The following is a 16509-nucleotide window of genomic DNA, read 5'->3' as shown; positions in this document are numbered from 1 at the left end:
TCATGGCAGGACATTCCAAGTGGAAACAAATAAAGTATAAAAAAGCAATTCTTGACTCAAAACGCGGGAAGCTTTTTACAAAACTTATTAAAGAAATTTCTATAGCTGCGCGTATGAGCGGCGGCGATCCATCAGGCAATCCACGCCTACGTTTTTTACTTGATAAGGCAAAAGATATTAATATGCCTCAAGAAAATTATATGCGCGCCATCAAAAAGGGAACTGGCGAATTGCCAGGTCAACAATACGAAGCGCATAGCTATGAAGGCTACGGTCCAGAAAATATTGCTATCATCGTTGACGTATTAACCGATAATAAAAATAAGGCCATTGCAGAATTACGTCATGCATTTTCTCGCAAAGGCGGACGAATTGCAGAAAATGGCTCTGTATCCTGGATGTTTGATAAAAGTGGCATTATAGAATGCACAGCGCCAGGACAAACAGAAGATACGCTTCTTGAACTACTCATAGATTTTGATGTAAAAGATATCGCAGCAGAAGACGAAGATGGCGCATTTACCATTATTTGTGATTCTCGCGCGCTTGACGATATAAAAAATATGCTCATCAAGAATGCTGTTAAAGTTAACGAAGCTGAACTTGGCTGGGTACCTCGTAATAAGCTCGTTCTTGAAGGAGAAGCCGAAGACAAAGCTCTTGACTTTTTAGAGGCAATTGAAGAACTTGAAGATGTCCAAAATGTTTATACCAACCTTGAGTAACAATGCTATGACCATGAGCATGACGGGATTTGCTTCGCAAACCTTCAATATTCCACTCCAAGAGGGTGCACTTAATATCACTATCAGTTTAAAAACAATTAATGGTCGTTTTTTTGAAGCAACATATAAAATGCCATACCCATTGGCTCTCCTTGAAGCCGATATTGCAAAAAAACTTAAGCGTGAATTAATTCGTGGAACAATATTTCTCACTATTTATTCTTCTAACATAGCGCTTCTCAAAGGCACGATACAGCCAGTATTGCCACTCATTAAAAGTTATTTTGACGCGCTTAATTCCATCAAAGAAACATTTGGATTGCACGGCTCTGTTGAAGTGCGCGACCTACTCCTCTTGCCATCAATTTTTGAAACGCCGGAAATGCCGCTCGATAAAAAAACGGAACAAGCCATCATAACGGCATGCGACACGGTATTGTCTGCGCTTATAGAAGATCGATTACGAGAAGGCAAAGCGCTTGAAGCCGATTTAAATAAGAGAATTATCATATTAAAGCAGGAACTTAAAAAAATTGAGCCTCGCGCTTTAGAGGTACTTGAAGCTCGCAAAGAAATGCTGCTCAAAAACTTACAACAATTTCTTGGCGGCGACAACCAAGAACAATACCTTGCAGTAATAGCACAGCAACTTGATAAATTGGACATTCATGAAGAAATCGTGCGATTTACAACACATCTTAATAATTTAGAAGTGGTTGTTAATTCACAGGACCGCGAAAAGGGCAAGAAAATAGATTTCATCATGCAAGAACTATTAAGAGAAATTAACACACTGGCTGCAAAATGCTCTGATTCTGACATAAGCACCAATGCTATTAACATTAAAGTGGAATTAGAAAAGGCACGCGAACAGGCGCAAAATATTGTTTAAAAACTATTGCTTTGCACAACGCAACTGTAATAAGGTGGTCACAGAAGGAGACCACTCATGAAGAAAAAAATTTTGTTCATAATTTTTGCCAGCGGCCTACCACTATTAGCTGCTAATTATCAAAGAGATATCACAAAAATTATTAAAGAATCAGTCGCGCCTGATGGAATTACATATCAAAAAAAGCTTGATCAACTTGATACTCTTTTACAAAAAGTTCTTAATAACCCAAAAGAAAAAAATGCAGGGAAAAGCCAATGGAAAGCTCGCATTACAAGAATTAAACAGGAACTTCCGCGTGCATCAAAAGTTCTTATGAATGGATATGATATAAACTATTACGAAAGAACACTTAAGCAATTACGCAACCAAAAATCAAAATATGCGCAACCTCTAATCAAGCAAAAAGTCCATGATTTTGAAGCTGCGCTTAATATACTTAAAGGCAACCCGCGTGAGACTATTTCTTCACCATCACCCTATGACGTGCAGTATGAAGAACTGGTAGACCAATATATATATTTTGCCGATAAGCTTGAAAAATTAGGGAAAAATCCATCACAAAAAGATGTCAGAATATTGGCACAAGAATTTACAACACAATTTGATCGCATGTTCCAAAACTCGAATCAAGGCCGCACAAAAAAAGATCAACTTATAAAATGGCTCGGCGGCCCAGAAAAATACCTTGGCGTTATTCTTGGCAATATACAAAAAAATATCGCTCAATCACAATATGATAAAAAATAAAGCTGTTGTTTACAAAGAGCCCGGCGTAGTTGCAGTAGAAACTATTGATTATCCAAAATTGGAAATTAACGGGAAAAAATGCGAACACGCTGTTATTCTTAAAGTTATCACAACAAATATATGTGGCAGCGACCAGCATATGGTACGCGGGCGAACAACAGCACCATCAGGATTAGTATTAGGGCATGAAATAACAGGAGAAGTTATCGAATGCGGCAGTGACGTACTATATATTAAGAAAAATGACATTGTTTCTGTTCCCTTTAACGTCGCGTGTGGACGCTGTAGAAACTGCAAAGCACAAGATACACATATTTGCCTCAACGTTAATCCGGCGCGTCCGGGCGCTGCCTACGGTTATGTAGATATGGGCGGATGGATTGGCGGACAAGCAGAATATGTCATGATCCCCTACGCAGATTTCAATTTATTAGTACTTCCAAAGCAGATGGCTTTGGAAAAAATAAAAGACTTTTCACTTTTATCTGATATTTTTCCTACAGGATATCACGGCGCACTGAGAGCTGGTGTACAACCAGGTTCAACGGTATACATTGCCGGGGCAGGCCCTGTTGGACTCGCATGCGCAGCATCGTGCCACTTGCGTGGAGCGGCATGTGTTATTATTGGTGATAATAATCAAGAGCGGCTCGATCATGCAAAAAAATATGGAACTGAAACTATCAATCTCACTACAACATCAAATATTACTGATGGCATAGAAAAAATTCTTGGTACTCCTTCTGTTGATTGCGCAATCGATTGCGTTGGATATGAAGCACACGGCAGTGGCGCGCAACATGCAGAACAAGAGCCCGCAAATGTATTAAATACGCTTATGGACGTCACGCGCGCTGGTGGAGCATTAGGCATTCCCGGATTATATGTCACCGGAGATCCTGGTGCGCAAGATCCGCAAGCTCGCCAGGGAACATTAGGCATTCGCATAGGACTCGGTTGGTCAAAGGGCCTTTCATTCTTTACCGGACAAACACCGGTTATGCGCTATCATCGAGAACTTATGGAATGCATCATTCATAATAAGATACATATAGCCGATGCGGTCAACGCTACTATCGTCTCATTAGACGATGCGCCACAGGCTTATCAGGAATTTAATAAGGGCGTTGCAAAAAAATTTATTCTTGATCCATGGAATACACTTAAAAAGTAATTAATTGTGGTATATAATCAGTACTATCATAAAAAATTAAACTTTTTTGCTGAGAATACCACGTTATGTCTGCTCATTTTACCCACTTACATTTACATACTGATTATTCATTATTAGATGGCGCTATTACCATAGAAAAGCTCATAGAATTTGGTAAATCAAATAACTTTAAAGCACTTGCCATTTCTGATCATGGCAATATTTTTGGTGCAGTAAAATTTTTTAAACATGCACATAAAGCTGGTATAAAGCCCATTTTAGGCATGGAGGCATACTTAACGGAAGATATTACGGTAAAAGATGCTCAAAATAAATATTATCACTGCATATTATTAGTCGAAAATGCTATCGGATACAAAAATTTATGTAAGTTAATAGCGCTTTCTTATAGCGATGGTTTTTATTTTAAGCCACGAATAGATTATAAGGCCTTAGCGTTATATTCTGAGGGACTTACCATAACAACAGCATGTTTAGGTGGGCATATTCCCCAACTACTCATGAACAATAATTACGAAGAAGCGAACAAAAAAATAGACTGGTATTTGCGTACATTTGGACCGGAAAGATTTTATCTAGAAGTACAACCAGAAGATCAACGCGATCAAAAAATTCTCAATGAAAAAATTTTCGATATTAGTCAACAACGCGGCGTTCAAGTTGTTGCCGCAGGAGACTGTCACTATGTAAGTGCTGCGGATCATGAAGCTCATGAAGTTATGCTTTCTATACAAACGCATCATAAAATAACAGATTCAGGCCGCTTTACATTTGGTGATTGCAGAGTTCATATGCGAACCCAAGCCGAAATGTTAGAAATTTTTAAAGATCATCCCGAAGCAATATGGGCAAGCGGTGCTATTGCTGATCGATGTAATTTTACCTTTGAAACAGGAAAATTATATTTTCCACAATTTGAAATTCCCACGGAGTATACACAAGAAACCTATTTTGAAAAATTATGCCAAAAAGGGCTCGCCCATTTATTCGAGCAACAACGCATTGATCATGCAAAAGAAGAGCAGTACGCGCAACGATTACGCGTTGAAATTGAACTTATTATAAAAATGGGATTTGTTGGATACTTTCTTGTGGTGAGTGATTTTATACAATGGGCACGTGCGCAAAAAATTCCTGTTGGTCCAGGGCGAGGCTCTGCAGCCGGATCGCTCGTTGCTTGGGCGCTACAAATTACAGATATTGATCCATTAAAATATAATCTACTTTTCGAACGTTTTTTAAATCCCGAGCGAGTTTCTATGCCTGACATAGATATAGATTTTTGCATAGAAGGCAGAGACCGAGTTATTCAATATGTTCGTGATAAATACGGTCATGACAAAGTGTGTCAAATTATCACCTTTGGTACCATGATGGCAAAAGGTGTTATTAAAGACGTGGCTCGAGTACTAGGATTTTCATTTGAAGATTCTAATATGTTAACAGACTTAATTCCTGAACAACTCAAAATAACCTTAAAAGATGCACTCGAACAGGAACAGAAATTACAAGAATTACGAAGTAATTCACCTCAAATTGCGCATCTTTTTGATATAGCAATTCGGCTTGAAGGACTCACGCGACATGCGTCAAAACATGCTGCTGGGATTGTTATTTCACCTGAACCTATTAGCGATGTACTTCCTGTGTATGTTCCGCCAAAGACACATGATCTTGTTACCCAATATGCAATGACGGAACTAGAAAGTTTGGGTTTTTTAAAAATGGACTTTCTTGGGCTGAAAAACTTAACACTCATACAGCGGGCTGTTAATCTCATTCATGACTTGCATGGTATCGAAATAGATGTACAAAAAATTTCATTAGAAGATCCTGCAACATTTACTCTTCTTGCGCGTGGCATTACCTCCGGCGTATTTCAATTAGAATCAGAGGGGATCAAAGATGTTTTGCAACGGCTTAAACCAACAGTGTTTGAAGATATTATTGCGGTAAACGCACTCTATCGACCAGGACCACTTGGATCTGGCATGGTCGATGATTTCATCGAAAGAAAACATGGCCGTCAAGAGATTGTATATCTCTTCCCAGAACTTGAACCCATCCTTAAAGAAACGTATGGGGTAATTGTATACCAAGAGCAGGTGATGAAAATTGCATCAACCATTGCTTTTTATACATTAGGAGAAGCGGACCTTTTACGACGAGCAATGGGCAAGAAAAAAGCCGATGAAATGGCACAACAAAAAACACTTTTTGTTGGAAGAGCGATTCAACATAATTTTAACGAAAAAAAAGCAGCGGAACTTTTTGAACTTATGGCATATTTTGCCGGATATGGTTTTAACAAATCACACTCTGCCGCTTATGCCCTCATTGCCTATCAAACTGCCTACCTGAAAGCACATTATCCAGCAGAATTTATGGCATGTCTTATATCATTAGAGTCCCATGATAGCGAAAAAATGGCATTTTACATACAAGAAGCGCAATCACTTGATATTGCGATACTTCCCCCAGACATTAATCATTCACAGATATTGTTTTCGGTGCGGGATAATAAAATAAGATTTGGCTTGCAGGGCATAAAAAACGTTGGCTTGGCTGCGCTTGATAGCATTATAGAAAATAGAACACAACATGGACCGTTTATTGATATGTTAGATTTTTGCAGCCGCATTGATTTGCGCACCTGCAACAAACGCGTGCTAGAAAGTCTTATTTGCAGTGGATCATTTGACACCTTACCCGGCAATCGCGCCCAAAAACATGAAGATCTATCAAAAATTATTGATAGAGCGCTTGAAAAAAAGAAGGCTGCATTAACGGGGCAACTTGGTCTGTTTGATACCAACCATAATTCAAAAGAGCCAATGCAGGAGCTCTTTACTTTTGCCCAACTTGCCGAGTGGACTGATACCATAAAACTTGAAAAAGAGCATGAAGTCTTAGGAATATACATGAGCGCTCAGCCGCTTGATCAATATAAGCAGTTCTTTTCCTGGTTTAACATAGAAAGTTTTGCAAGTTCCATCCAAAAAAAAGACATGCTTGTTCTTGGATGCGGACTGTTAAAAAACTATAAAATTATAACGACCAAAAAAGGTGACAAAATGGCCTTTGCTACACTAGAGGATTTTAAAAGCAAGGCAGAAATTATCATTTTCCCTAAATTACTTACCCGCATTGAACATTATTTTAACGACCATACCATTTATGTCGTAAAGGGGATCGTTGATACGGCGACATCAACCGTATGCAAAATAAAGGCGCATGAATGCATGCCTCTGACACAAGTTCTGCAAAATTGGCCAACCATCTCAAAAATAACGTGTCGCCTGCCAGAATATTTTGATGAAGCAAGCATTAAAACGCTAAAAACTATGTTTATTGCTGGTAAAATTCCACTGGAAATTGTTTTTCAGGAGCGGGATAAACTCTACAAAATTGCAACTCGATCAAAAATTACCATCGATGCTGATCAACTTATTCAACTTCACAAGCTCAACATTGATATCAAAGTGTATCTTTAAGCAACAAATTGAAGGCAACGTGACCATCGAATTCTCTTAATCCATTCAATCGGATGAAGCACAAGATCAATCAGAATCCAATCCGTCCATGGAAGAAAACTATCTACCGGTGATACGGGAGTATCAAACGAAAAAATACGAAAAACAATTTTACCATGAATAAGATTGCCATTAAGTTTGCCCCAACCACGAGAATCCCAACTGCCTAATCTATTGTCGCCCATAACCCAATATTCATTATTACGGAGTGTTACATCAAAAACATCATTCTCCTGAGGACCTGGTGTTTGAGGATATAAGATTTGGGCAATTTGCGGATGATTAACAATATAGTGAGGATTAATCTGATAAAATGGTTGTTCATTGTATGGCTTTGCTGGATCGTAAGAACGATGGACTGGTGAATTTTCTCCAATCCAATAACCATGAGTAAAATGAAGTTTTGATGTCCACAGAGCTATTATTGGATATTTATTAAGATACGGTTCATCCAATTTTTTTCCATTAAGATAAACAACCGGTTTACCTTCTTCAATAACACCCTGAATATGGTCGCCGGGGATACCGATAACACGTTTGGTCCAGTTGCTTGGCCCCCATACATAATGTTGCCACAGATTAATAATTCTATTATCAGAATAAGCATAATTTGGATCATTAAAAGATATTATCTCACCACGCTTAATTGTTTTAAAGAGCGGAGTAAATTTATCCGCTATAAAACGCTCCCCAACAAGCATGGTCGTTTCCATAGAACCACTCGGCACTTGGTATAATCCAAAAACGAATGTGCGTATTATAAAAATCGTAATTAATAAAATACCCGTTTGAATAAGTTGATTTTGATTGTCATACCAGCGTCGTGCCCGTGCTATCATAATAATGTCCTGCATTTGTATAGTAATAAACTTTTTATATACGTAGATTATATACAATAAAAAATAAATTCTCTAGACACTCAAAATTAATATTTTGTGAATTGCTATTTCAATTTAAGGTATTTTATTGAAATAAGAATTAAAAAGCTATATCGTTATTTCAGTAAACCGTGTTTTTTTGAAATAACGAGGGCCATTGCATGCGTATTACTGGCAAATATGAACAACTTGGAGCTATAAAGTATTTTATCCCAGAGGCGCTACCGCCACAAAATCCACCGTTTATTATGTCGGCGGAAATAGCTGCACTGTATGGCGAAGCGATGCTTCAACTTGGCAAACTTAACGAAATGGCGCATAGATTGCCCAATCAACAGCGTTTTATAAAAGCCTATATTATTAAAGAAGCGCTGCTTTCATCTTCTATTGAAGGCATTCAAACAACATTGATTGATGTTTTTACACAACATATTCTGGAATCAAAACCGAATAAAAACACGCAACTGGTAATGAATTATACCGAAGCATTATATGCAGCGCTCGAGATGATAAATCAAGGGCTACCCGTTAGTTCCCGAATCATTCTTAACACACATTATGTATTAATGAATCTTGGAGAAGGTGATAAAGCAAATCCGGGGAATTATAGAAAACAAGCGGTCAAAGTTGGCAACCTCGTACCACCGCCAACACAGTACATACCGCAACTGTTATCCGATCTTGAATACTATATAAATACCGATGAAACTCTACCACCGCTTATCAAAGCTGGGCTTGCACATGTACAATTTGAAACCATTCACCCATTCTTGGATGGCAATGGCCGCATAGGCAGATTATTAATTGTACTTATGTTAGTAGATAGCAATTTATTATCAAAACCAATTCTCTACCCATCATATTATTTTAAAAAACATCATCTTGAGTATTATCATCATCTCGATAAAGTGAGAACTGATGGTGATTTTGAAAATTGGATTATATTTTATTTAAAAGCTATTAAAGATAGTTCCATCGACGCCTACCAACGCGCGCAAGAAATTGAATCTCTCTGGAACGACCTTACTAGCAATATGACTGATGAAAAAAAATTACGCGCTCTATCAGTTTTGTTCAATTTTCCCATTATCAACATCAGCGAATTAGCACAACAACTTCATCTTTCATACAACACAGCCAACGCCATTATAAAAGATTTTCTACAACAAAATATTATTATAGAAGAAAATCAACAAAAAAGGGGCAAACTTTTTAAATTCGCCCATTATTTTACTATTCTCGAAAAAGAATATTAGTTGCTTATATTTTTTTGCAATATATCCATAATACGCTCTGCGTTTCTTAGATTACCCGGAGCCTTGTACAATACATGCCCCAACTTACATAAGACACCCATGTCAAATACGATATTGGTAACACTGTATATTTTTGAATTGACGGGAAAACTAGTAGCACTCTCATCTCCTGTAAACTGACCGACACAATAAAGACCATCAAGGATACCTTTCAAAAGCACAGGCCCTAGCCACAACACCTGTGCATTATTGTTCGACTGCCGGACTTTATACACATTTTGGGCTAATTCGATAAGGTTATATTTTTCTAGTGCTAATCGCTTAACAAATTCTTGCCTATAAGCATTCTTAGTTTCACTGGTACTCTGGCACAAGATAGCTTCAACCGCGCGGCTATCACTCCTTATAATCGAGTTTCTCAACGTTTTTAGAGGCGCATCAGTTATGAGACTTAACCCTTCTTCCATGCACAACAATGTCAATGGACATAATAATAAGAATATTTTTTTCATAAACTCTCCTGCTTTTATAAAATACATACTTCATGTACTTTATCTTCTCAAGGTAAAATATACAAATTATTTTTTTAATACAAGGGGCGCTCTCGCCAATCCTAACTATCGAGGAGTTATATATGAAAATATCGTTAATTATTCTAATTTTACTTGGTGCTTCAGTATCGCAAGCCTACGGATTAGTGACAGAAAAACTCGCCAAACATGCTAATAAGATTGCATCGGGGACCTTAGACGTGAAGTCGGACTGCGAGTTCATTAGTTGTACTTGTCCATGTAAAACTTGCCAAGTACTTTGTGGAGTTGTGTAAAAACGTAAATATTTTTGTTTTCACGGCTGGACCTTATTCCAGCCGTGAAGTTTTTAGTTAGTGAGGTTTGTGATATCATGATCAAAAAAATATTATTTTTTACTGCATGTATGTTATTAGCACTTGCTTATTTTTATAGCCATGCATCTAAGCAGGCAATAGATAGTGAGGCGGTGATGCACAATATTATGGCATATCCTATGACTGACATAATTGCGCGGTGTAAAAAAGATCATAAGTATACCGATGAAGATATGATTATTCTTGAGAAAGAACTAAAACGATATCTGAGTCTTTCTGGAGTTAAGACTAAGGGTGATGTGGGGATGGGGATGTATAGCAAACATGTTGATAATCTGTGGCATACATTTATCTTGTTTACCCATGAATATGCAGAATTTTGCAATAAATATTTTGGTCACTTTATACACCATATGCCCAAAACTGACATGCAGAAAAGTCCAGAAAAAGTACAAGAAGCACGCGCGGATTTTCAGGCATTTGTAAAAAATTATCAAAAAGTTTTTAAAGAAGAGATTCATCCAATCTGGCTTTTAGATATGTGCGAAGATATATAAAGGCGATTGCGTGGGGCTATTATTTTTATTAGAATCGCCTCCATATATTTATTACACCTTAATCTTAAGTGGTACGTGCCTTCAACGCCTTATCAACCAACAAAAGAAGAAAAATGGGACCAAGCTATTAGAGATTGGGAAAGAAAACACAGAGGTGGATGGTAAATATGAGTAAGCGAAAACCATTAGAAATAATGATAGCGCCACAAATATTTTGGCATGTTAATGATGAGCATCTATTATTTGAATGGATATCAAAAATTAAATGTATAACTAAAGTTGAATCTTATTATCTATCCATTAGATCTAAGAGGATATCTAGAGATGATTTAAGAAATATAATAGGTATTTTTAAGAGATATAATTTTAGGAACATAGAACAACTTAATGTATTTAGAAATAAATATAATGAGGATATTTTCGACCTGAGAAGAATTCCTGACAATCGAATAAAGAAAGACAGTGGTGTAAATAGCGATATTGGGAAAGAAAACACAGAGGCGGGTGGTAATTATGAGTAAGAGAAAGCCATTAGAAATAAAAATAGCTCCACAAATATTTTGGCATGTTAATGATGAGCATGCCTTGTTCGAGTGGATAGCTAAAATTAAATGTGTGAAAAAAATTGAGGCATATTATCTTACTATTAGATCTAAAAGAATATCTAGGGAGGATTTATGGAATTTAACAGGTATTTTTAGAAGATATAATTTTGAGGATATAGAACAACTTAATGTGTTTAGAAATGAATACACAGAATGTATTTTCGATCGCCACGGTATTACTGATACGCGAATAGAGAAAGACAGCGGTGCAAATAGCGATATTTCCAAAGAAGACACAGAGGCGGGTGGTAAATATGAGTAAGAGAAAGCCATTAGAAATAAAAATATTTCCGCAGGGATTTTATCATATCAATGATGAACATTTCCTATTTGAATGGATATCATTACTAACTTGTGTTACTAGTATTGATGCGTATTATTTAACTATTAAATCAAAGAGGATAAAGCGAGATGATTTAGAGAATCTCATTGGTATCTTTAAGAGATATGAATTTGAAAACATAGAACAACTTAATATATTTAGAAATAAATATAATGAAGATATATTCTATTATTTCAAGATAAATGATACTCGTGAAAAGAAAGATAGCGGTACAAATTAGGACATTTTCTTTATACCCCTATGATAATCTTCATGGGGGTATTTAAAATATTGATTATTTTTTAACGGGGCCAATGGGTTGTGACGTCTCTTTGACCACATCTTTGGCGGCTTTATCGTCACGAAGGCCTTTGTATCGACCAACGCGGAGCTTGCCGCCAGAAGTCCATTGCGCAAATTTAAATTCTGCAACAAGCACCGGACGCACCCAATGCACATCTTTTTCTGATTCATCAAACTGCGCCAGCGGGCATGTTTTTACTTCGAGCTTATGCAATTTTTTTCCCAACATTTCTAATACTTCTTGACTGTAACCGGTACCAACTTTTCCTGCATACACTAAAATATTTTTTTGATAATAACCAACCAATAATGCGCCAAAGTATTTTCGCGCGCCTTTTGGTTTGGTATATCCAACAATAACAAGCTCTTGCTCCATACTGCATTTAAATTTAAGCCAGTCGCGAGAACGCGCAGTAACATACCTACTATCAGCACGCTTTGCAATAATCCCCTCCCAATGAAGCGCGCAGGCTTTTTTAAAAAAAGCTACGCCACCACCAACTGTATGCTCTGTATATACCAAAATTTTATTATACGTAAAAAGCTTTTTAAGTATTTTTTTACGAGCATGCAGTGGCATGGTGCAGATAGAATGTCCATCAACATACATCAGATCAAAAATACAATAAGCAATGACAACTTCTTGCTGTTTTATCTTAATTTTTTCTAATTCATGTACATTAATTCTGCCCTGGAGTAACTGAAAATCAGAAACTCCTGCTGCATTAAGACTCACAATTTCTCCATCAATAATAAAATTATCCGCATGCTGTTTTTCAAGCGCTGTAACGAGCTCTGGATACGTAAGATTCATATTTTTATTATTACGAGAACACAGCCGAACTTTGCCATTTTTTTTAAAAGCAAGACAACGCTCGCCATCAAATTTAGGTTCATATAACCAATCATTACGAGAAAAATAATCATCGGTGAGTGTTGCAAGCATTGGTTTGATAAATGTAGGCTGCATCGCTATCCCCTTTTGAAAATATATTGATAACATCAGCAATATATTGTCAAGCAATAGTCATATGCGATACTCTACAGATATGAAGATTTTTAACCATTTTTTAATTTTTTATATCATCTTAGCCGCATGCATATGGCCCCTGCACAGCAATCGAGAACCATTACTTAATTTGGGATCAACAAGCTTTCTTGATGGCGGGCCTATACGACCAAATCCCGGCTTATATTGGGAAGAATATTTTATTTATTATAATGCTCATAAAATTTTAGATAATTGCGGTAAATTATTGAACGGCATACCATCGCCAAAGATCAATAAAGTATTTATTAATACTCAAATAATCTATCAATTTGATGCGAATATTTTACAGGGGCAACCCGGCATAGATATCATATTGCCTGCAGTTGCATACTCACATATATCAAAAAACAATCTTGGAAAAACAGACAGCGGGCGAGGATTTGGCGATCTTTATCTTGGGCTTTTTATACAATTTAACCCAATTAAGCATAATAATAGAACGGTATTGGTACATCGATTAGAATTTGCTGCATCATTTCCTATCGGCAAAAATTGTTGGCAAAAAAGTATCAACCCGGGCAATGGATTTATCTTTGTTAATCCCTATTGGGCCGGAACATTATTTTTTACCGAAAATTGGGCTGCATCATGGCGACTTCATTATCTTTGGAATGGGCTTAATAAAAAAACCTGCGTGCAAGGCGGCGATGCTATACATTTAAATTATACTACCGAGTATCAGATCGTTAAAAATCTATGGATCGGATTAAATGGTTATTATTTACAACAACTCAATGATGACAAACAAAATGGCATTACTGTTCCACAAAGTCGCGAGCGCGTATTTGCTGCCGGACCCGGCGCATTATATGTTGCCAACAAAGATCTTTTTTTCTTTTGGAATTTATATTTTGAAAGCAAAGTAAAAAATCGAGCCAAAGGAACCAAAGGAGTTTTTAGATTTGTTAAACACTTTTAAAAATCAAAATATTTTTTCAAAGCGTGTAATAAAGCTCACGCCTTCAGTTCTGTTTCTTGCAAAACGTTCAACATAAAAATGAATAAACAGATACATATCATGAGGGAATTGATACAAGCCACCAGGACCTATTCCAAATATTCGCTCTTTACTACTCGGTATTTTTTTTCCACACAGAGACGTATCTTGTAATTGCTGAAGAAAATAGCCGTTAATACCTATATACAAATTTTGTATGGGTTCATACGCCAAACTATAATTGGTATGCATGGTATGACCTGGTTTTCTATGAGTCGTTCTATTTTTGCCACATATAAGATAAAAAAGATACCAAGACAGGGTCCATTTATCCGCAAGAAACAAAGTAGCCGACCAGTAGGGATCTATAAAAAACAAATTATTGCCCGGATTAAGCGTATTAACAGAACCAAACACTTTTCCCGTCGGAAACGACGCAAAAAATTCTAATCTATTTTGCAATATGGGCCGCCCACGAAACATAATGGGATTCCACTGAATATACATTCCAAGCCCCAGATCTCCAAAACCTCTACCACTATCGTGAATATCCAACGTATTTTTGCTGACGGTTGAAGAAAAGAAATAGGGAATATAACTATCAAACCCAAATTTCCCACCCAAAACATCCCAATTTGGTTCATAAATAAGCTCAGTAATCCCCACCCATACTTTAAAACGAGGCGATGGAACCCCGCCCAATAACCCACCACAAGCATCCACAAATTTATGAGCGTCATAATATTCTAAATATTGCTCGACATACCAACCAGGCTTTGGGCGAACTGGCCCGCCGCTGAGAAAAGAATCCAGGCCTAGATTCACATAGGGCAATTCATATGCCTGCAAAAGGGGACACATAAGAACTAGATTGCAACTTAAAAACAGTATTTTTTTGAAATTCATAAACACCCACCACTACTACCTATTTTTTATCTTTTTACATAAACCCTTTTAGCCTGCCAAAACATGCCTCAATACGCAAGCCTCCCTATATTTTGCAAAAAAGGCATTTGCCGATTCAGTAACCGGCAAACGCCTCAAATTTTATGGCTTTACGCCGCGCAAGTTTACACAAACTGGGATATGTAATCCAAACCGCTACCGACTAACTAGTTAGTAGCTCGTTGTTTCGGCATGAGTCCAGCCTTCTGCAACGCCTGAACAACTTCTTTTTTGATTTTATTTTTAGAATCAAGCATTTTAAAGCTATCAAAAATAGCAATGGCTCTTTTATTTGTACAACTATACGTTCTATCTTCACATGATTTAATAAACTCAGAAAGAGTGGCTTGAGCTCTACTTATCATCATTGGAGAATTATTTTTATTATTAATTTCTAACTTAAGATTATCAAGCAAAGATTTTGCATCATCGGCTATTTTCTTATACTGCGTTTTCTTAGCCAAAGCCACGCGCAAATCATACTGTCTGGCCTCATGACACATTTTAATTAAATGAACATAATCAGGTTGATAAGCATGATAGACATGAGGCGTTTTTGAGCCTTCTGCAAAAGAATACCTATGATTGATAAACATCGGGCCTCGTGCCGGCAATCGCTCCAAAGGCTTTCGAGGACTTTCGTTCATAGCCCGAACACCAAACGAGCAGAGCAAAGAAAAAATTATTATTTTTTTCATTTAAAATATCCTAATTAATAAAAAATTACTTATTTGTTTTTGGAAAATCGAACGACAACTTAAATATTTTAAAAGCATTAACAATTTCTTGCTTAACTTTACCTTCATTATCAAGTAAGCGCTTTTCATCAAGCAACTTCCGCGCAGCCCCTTCTTTTCTGCAGGCATAATTATGGCTTGAAACCGATAAATAAAAATATTCTAGTGCCAACTTTGCATACAGTGGTGTTTTTTCAGAACCATCAATAGCAATGGTCCTTATGGAATGTATTTCATTAAGCACCTTCAATGTTTTTCGCGCTATTTCTTCTGGATGCTGATACGAAGAAAACCTCACTACACATTCAGGCTCAATAAAAGAATATGTGCAATGAGAAAACATAGGCCCTTTAACAGGAACGATAATCGACACAAATGTTTGCTCCACGGCGCACGCGCCTGAAATGCATAACCAAGAAAATGCTACTAATGTTTTCGTGTATTTTTTTATCACAATTTTCCTAAAATTTTAAATGCTTTAGCAATTTCTCGTTTAACTCTACGTTTTTTAGAATCAAGCAAATTTTTTGACGCAAGTAGATCTCGCTCTTTGCCTTCAGTAAAAACATATTGTCGATCCATAAGAGAAACAAAAAAATAAGCTCTTGCAAGACTAGCATGAGCTGGCTGCTGCTCAACAATACGACTCCCTTTTTTAACCTCTTCGCGCATATTATCAATATCATTAATAACAGTGAGTACATTTCTTACAATAACAGTTGGAACAAGTTGCAAATGAACATAATCAGGTTGATAAGCATGATAAACATGAGGCGTTTTTGAGCCTTCTGCAAAAGAATACTTATGATTGATAAACATCGGGCCTCGCGCTGATAATCGCTCCAAAGGCTTTCGAGGACTTTCTTTCATAGCCCGAATACCAAATGAACACATTAAAGAAAATGCTATTATTTTTTTCATATATATCCTTAAAAAAGTTACAAATAACGATATATAAGTATATCATATTAAAAATAACAATCTTTTTTTTAAACGA

General features: G+C 36.8%; 19 protein-coding genes. 12 read left to right on the top strand and 7 right to left on the bottom strand.

Annotation, left to right across the window (positions count from 1 at the left end):
* Nucleotides 1–2: 2 nt before the first annotated feature.
* The 5 genes from WC707_00565 to dnaE all read left to right on the top strand — a co-directional run bounded on the left by WC707_00565 (nucleotide 3) and on the right by dnaE (nucleotide 7035).
* A complete protein-coding gene (locus WC707_00565) occupies nucleotides 3–725 on the top strand; it encodes a YebC/PmpR family DNA-binding transcriptional regulator (GenBank protein ID MFA6065657.1) in 723 nt (240 codons plus the stop codon).
* The gene (locus WC707_00560) at nucleotides 694–1617 is read left to right on the top strand and encodes a YicC/YloC family endoribonuclease (GenBank protein ID MFA6065656.1); all 924 of its coding nucleotides are present in this window, start codon (nucleotides 694–696) and stop codon (nucleotides 1615–1617) included. The genes WC707_00565 and WC707_00560 overlap by 32 nt, the downstream gene beginning before the upstream one ends.
* Before the next feature lie 57 nt (nucleotides 1618–1674).
* Nucleotides 1675–2367, top strand: coding sequence for a hypothetical protein (locus WC707_00555; GenBank protein ID MFA6065655.1), 693 nt, complete (start codon nucleotides 1675–1677; stop codon nucleotides 2365–2367).
* Entirely contained in the window at nucleotides 2354–3541 is a 1188-nt protein-coding gene (gene fdhA, locus WC707_00550; protein ID MFA6065654.1) for a formaldehyde dehydrogenase, glutathione-independent, read from the top strand. Before WC707_00555 ends, fdhA begins: the two co-directional genes overlap by 14 nt.
* A gap of 65 nt (nucleotides 3542–3606) precedes the next feature.
* On the top strand, nucleotides 3607–7035 hold the full coding sequence (gene dnaE, locus WC707_00545; GenBank protein ID MFA6065653.1) for a DNA polymerase III subunit alpha: 3429 nt from the start codon (nucleotides 3607–3609) through the stop codon (nucleotides 7033–7035).
* Here the strand turns inward: dnaE and lepB are convergent.
* On the bottom strand, nucleotides 7032–7913 hold the full coding sequence (gene lepB / locus WC707_00540) for a signal peptidase I (GenBank protein MFA6065652.1): 882 nt from the start codon (nucleotides 7911–7913) through the stop codon (nucleotides 7032–7034). The genes dnaE and lepB overlap by 4 nt on opposite strands.
* A 200-nt stretch (nucleotides 7914–8113) precedes the next feature.
* Here lepB and WC707_00535 point away from each other — a divergent pair, with 200 nt between their 5' ends.
* Nucleotides 8114–9208 (top strand): Fic family protein, encoded by a 1095-nt coding sequence (locus WC707_00535; GenBank protein ID MFA6065651.1) that lies wholly within the window; start codon nucleotides 8114–8116, stop codon nucleotides 9206–9208.
* Here WC707_00535 and WC707_00530 read toward each other — a convergent pair.
* A complete protein-coding gene (locus WC707_00530) occupies nucleotides 9205–9720 on the bottom strand; it encodes a hypothetical protein (protein ID MFA6065650.1) in 516 nt (171 codons plus the stop codon). The genes WC707_00535 and WC707_00530 overlap by 4 nt on opposite strands.
* Before the next feature lie 391 nt (nucleotides 9721–10111).
* Here WC707_00530 and WC707_00525 point away from each other — a divergent pair, with 391 nt between their 5' ends.
* Genes WC707_00525 through WC707_00505 form a run of 5 tightly spaced genes read left to right on the top strand, consistent with a single transcriptional unit; the run spans nucleotide 10112 to nucleotide 11780 of the window.
* On the top strand, nucleotides 10112–10612 hold the full coding sequence (locus WC707_00525) for a hypothetical protein (protein MFA6065649.1): 501 nt from the start codon (nucleotides 10112–10114) through the stop codon (nucleotides 10610–10612).
* Nucleotides 10613–10622: 10 nt separating this feature from the next.
* The gene (locus WC707_00520; GenBank protein MFA6065648.1) at nucleotides 10623–10787 is read left to right on the top strand and encodes a hypothetical protein; all 165 of its coding nucleotides are present in this window, start codon (nucleotides 10623–10625) and stop codon (nucleotides 10785–10787) included.
* On the top strand, nucleotides 10780–11133 hold the full coding sequence (locus WC707_00515) for a hypothetical protein (protein ID MFA6065647.1): 354 nt from the start codon (nucleotides 10780–10782) through the stop codon (nucleotides 11131–11133). Before WC707_00520 ends, WC707_00515 begins: the two co-directional genes overlap by 8 nt.
* Nucleotides 11126–11479, top strand: a complete 354-nt coding sequence (locus WC707_00510; protein MFA6065646.1) for a hypothetical protein — start codon at nucleotides 11126–11128, stop codon at nucleotides 11477–11479. Before WC707_00515 ends, WC707_00510 begins: the two co-directional genes overlap by 8 nt.
* On the top strand, nucleotides 11472–11780 hold the full coding sequence (locus WC707_00505; protein ID MFA6065645.1) for a hypothetical protein: 309 nt from the start codon (nucleotides 11472–11474) through the stop codon (nucleotides 11778–11780). Before WC707_00510 ends, WC707_00505 begins: the two co-directional genes overlap by 8 nt.
* A gap of 54 nt (nucleotides 11781–11834) precedes the next feature.
* On the opposite strand, the gene ligD is transcribed toward WC707_00505, so the two are convergent.
* Nucleotides 11835–12812, bottom strand: a complete 978-nt coding sequence (gene ligD / locus WC707_00500) for a non-homologous end-joining DNA ligase (protein MFA6065644.1) — start codon at nucleotides 12810–12812, stop codon at nucleotides 11835–11837.
* Between the two features lie 79 nt (nucleotides 12813–12891).
* On the opposite strand from ligD, the gene WC707_00495 reads away from it, so the two are divergent.
* A complete protein-coding gene (locus WC707_00495) occupies nucleotides 12892–13812 on the top strand; it encodes a transporter (GenBank protein MFA6065643.1) in 921 nt (306 codons plus the stop codon).
* Between the two features lie 3 nt (nucleotides 13813–13815).
* On the opposite strand, the gene WC707_00490 is transcribed toward WC707_00495, so the two are convergent.
* From WC707_00490 to WC707_00475, 4 genes are all read right to left on the bottom strand, one after another.
* A complete protein-coding gene (locus WC707_00490; protein ID MFA6065642.1) occupies nucleotides 13816–14736 on the bottom strand; it encodes a transporter in 921 nt (306 codons plus the stop codon).
* Between the two features lie 206 nt (nucleotides 14737–14942).
* Nucleotides 14943–15473 (bottom strand): hypothetical protein, encoded by a 531-nt coding sequence (locus WC707_00485; protein ID MFA6065641.1) that lies wholly within the window; start codon nucleotides 15471–15473, stop codon nucleotides 14943–14945.
* Nucleotides 15474–15498: 25 nt separating this feature from the next.
* Entirely contained in the window at nucleotides 15499–15966 is a 468-nt protein-coding gene (locus WC707_00480; protein ID MFA6065640.1) for a hypothetical protein, read from the bottom strand.
* Entirely contained in the window at nucleotides 15963–16433 is a 471-nt protein-coding gene (locus WC707_00475) for a hypothetical protein (GenBank protein ID MFA6065639.1), read from the bottom strand. Before WC707_00475 ends, WC707_00480 begins: the two co-directional genes overlap by 4 nt.
* Nucleotides 16434–16509: the final 76 nt, after the last annotated feature.

The organism is Candidatus Babeliaceae bacterium, assembly GCA_041660765.1.
Classification (GTDB): Bacteria; Babelota; Babeliae; order Babelales; family Babelaceae; genus JBAZVR01.
Note: the sequence above shows the minus strand (reverse complement) of the source record. Positions and strands in the feature narration are given on the sequence as shown.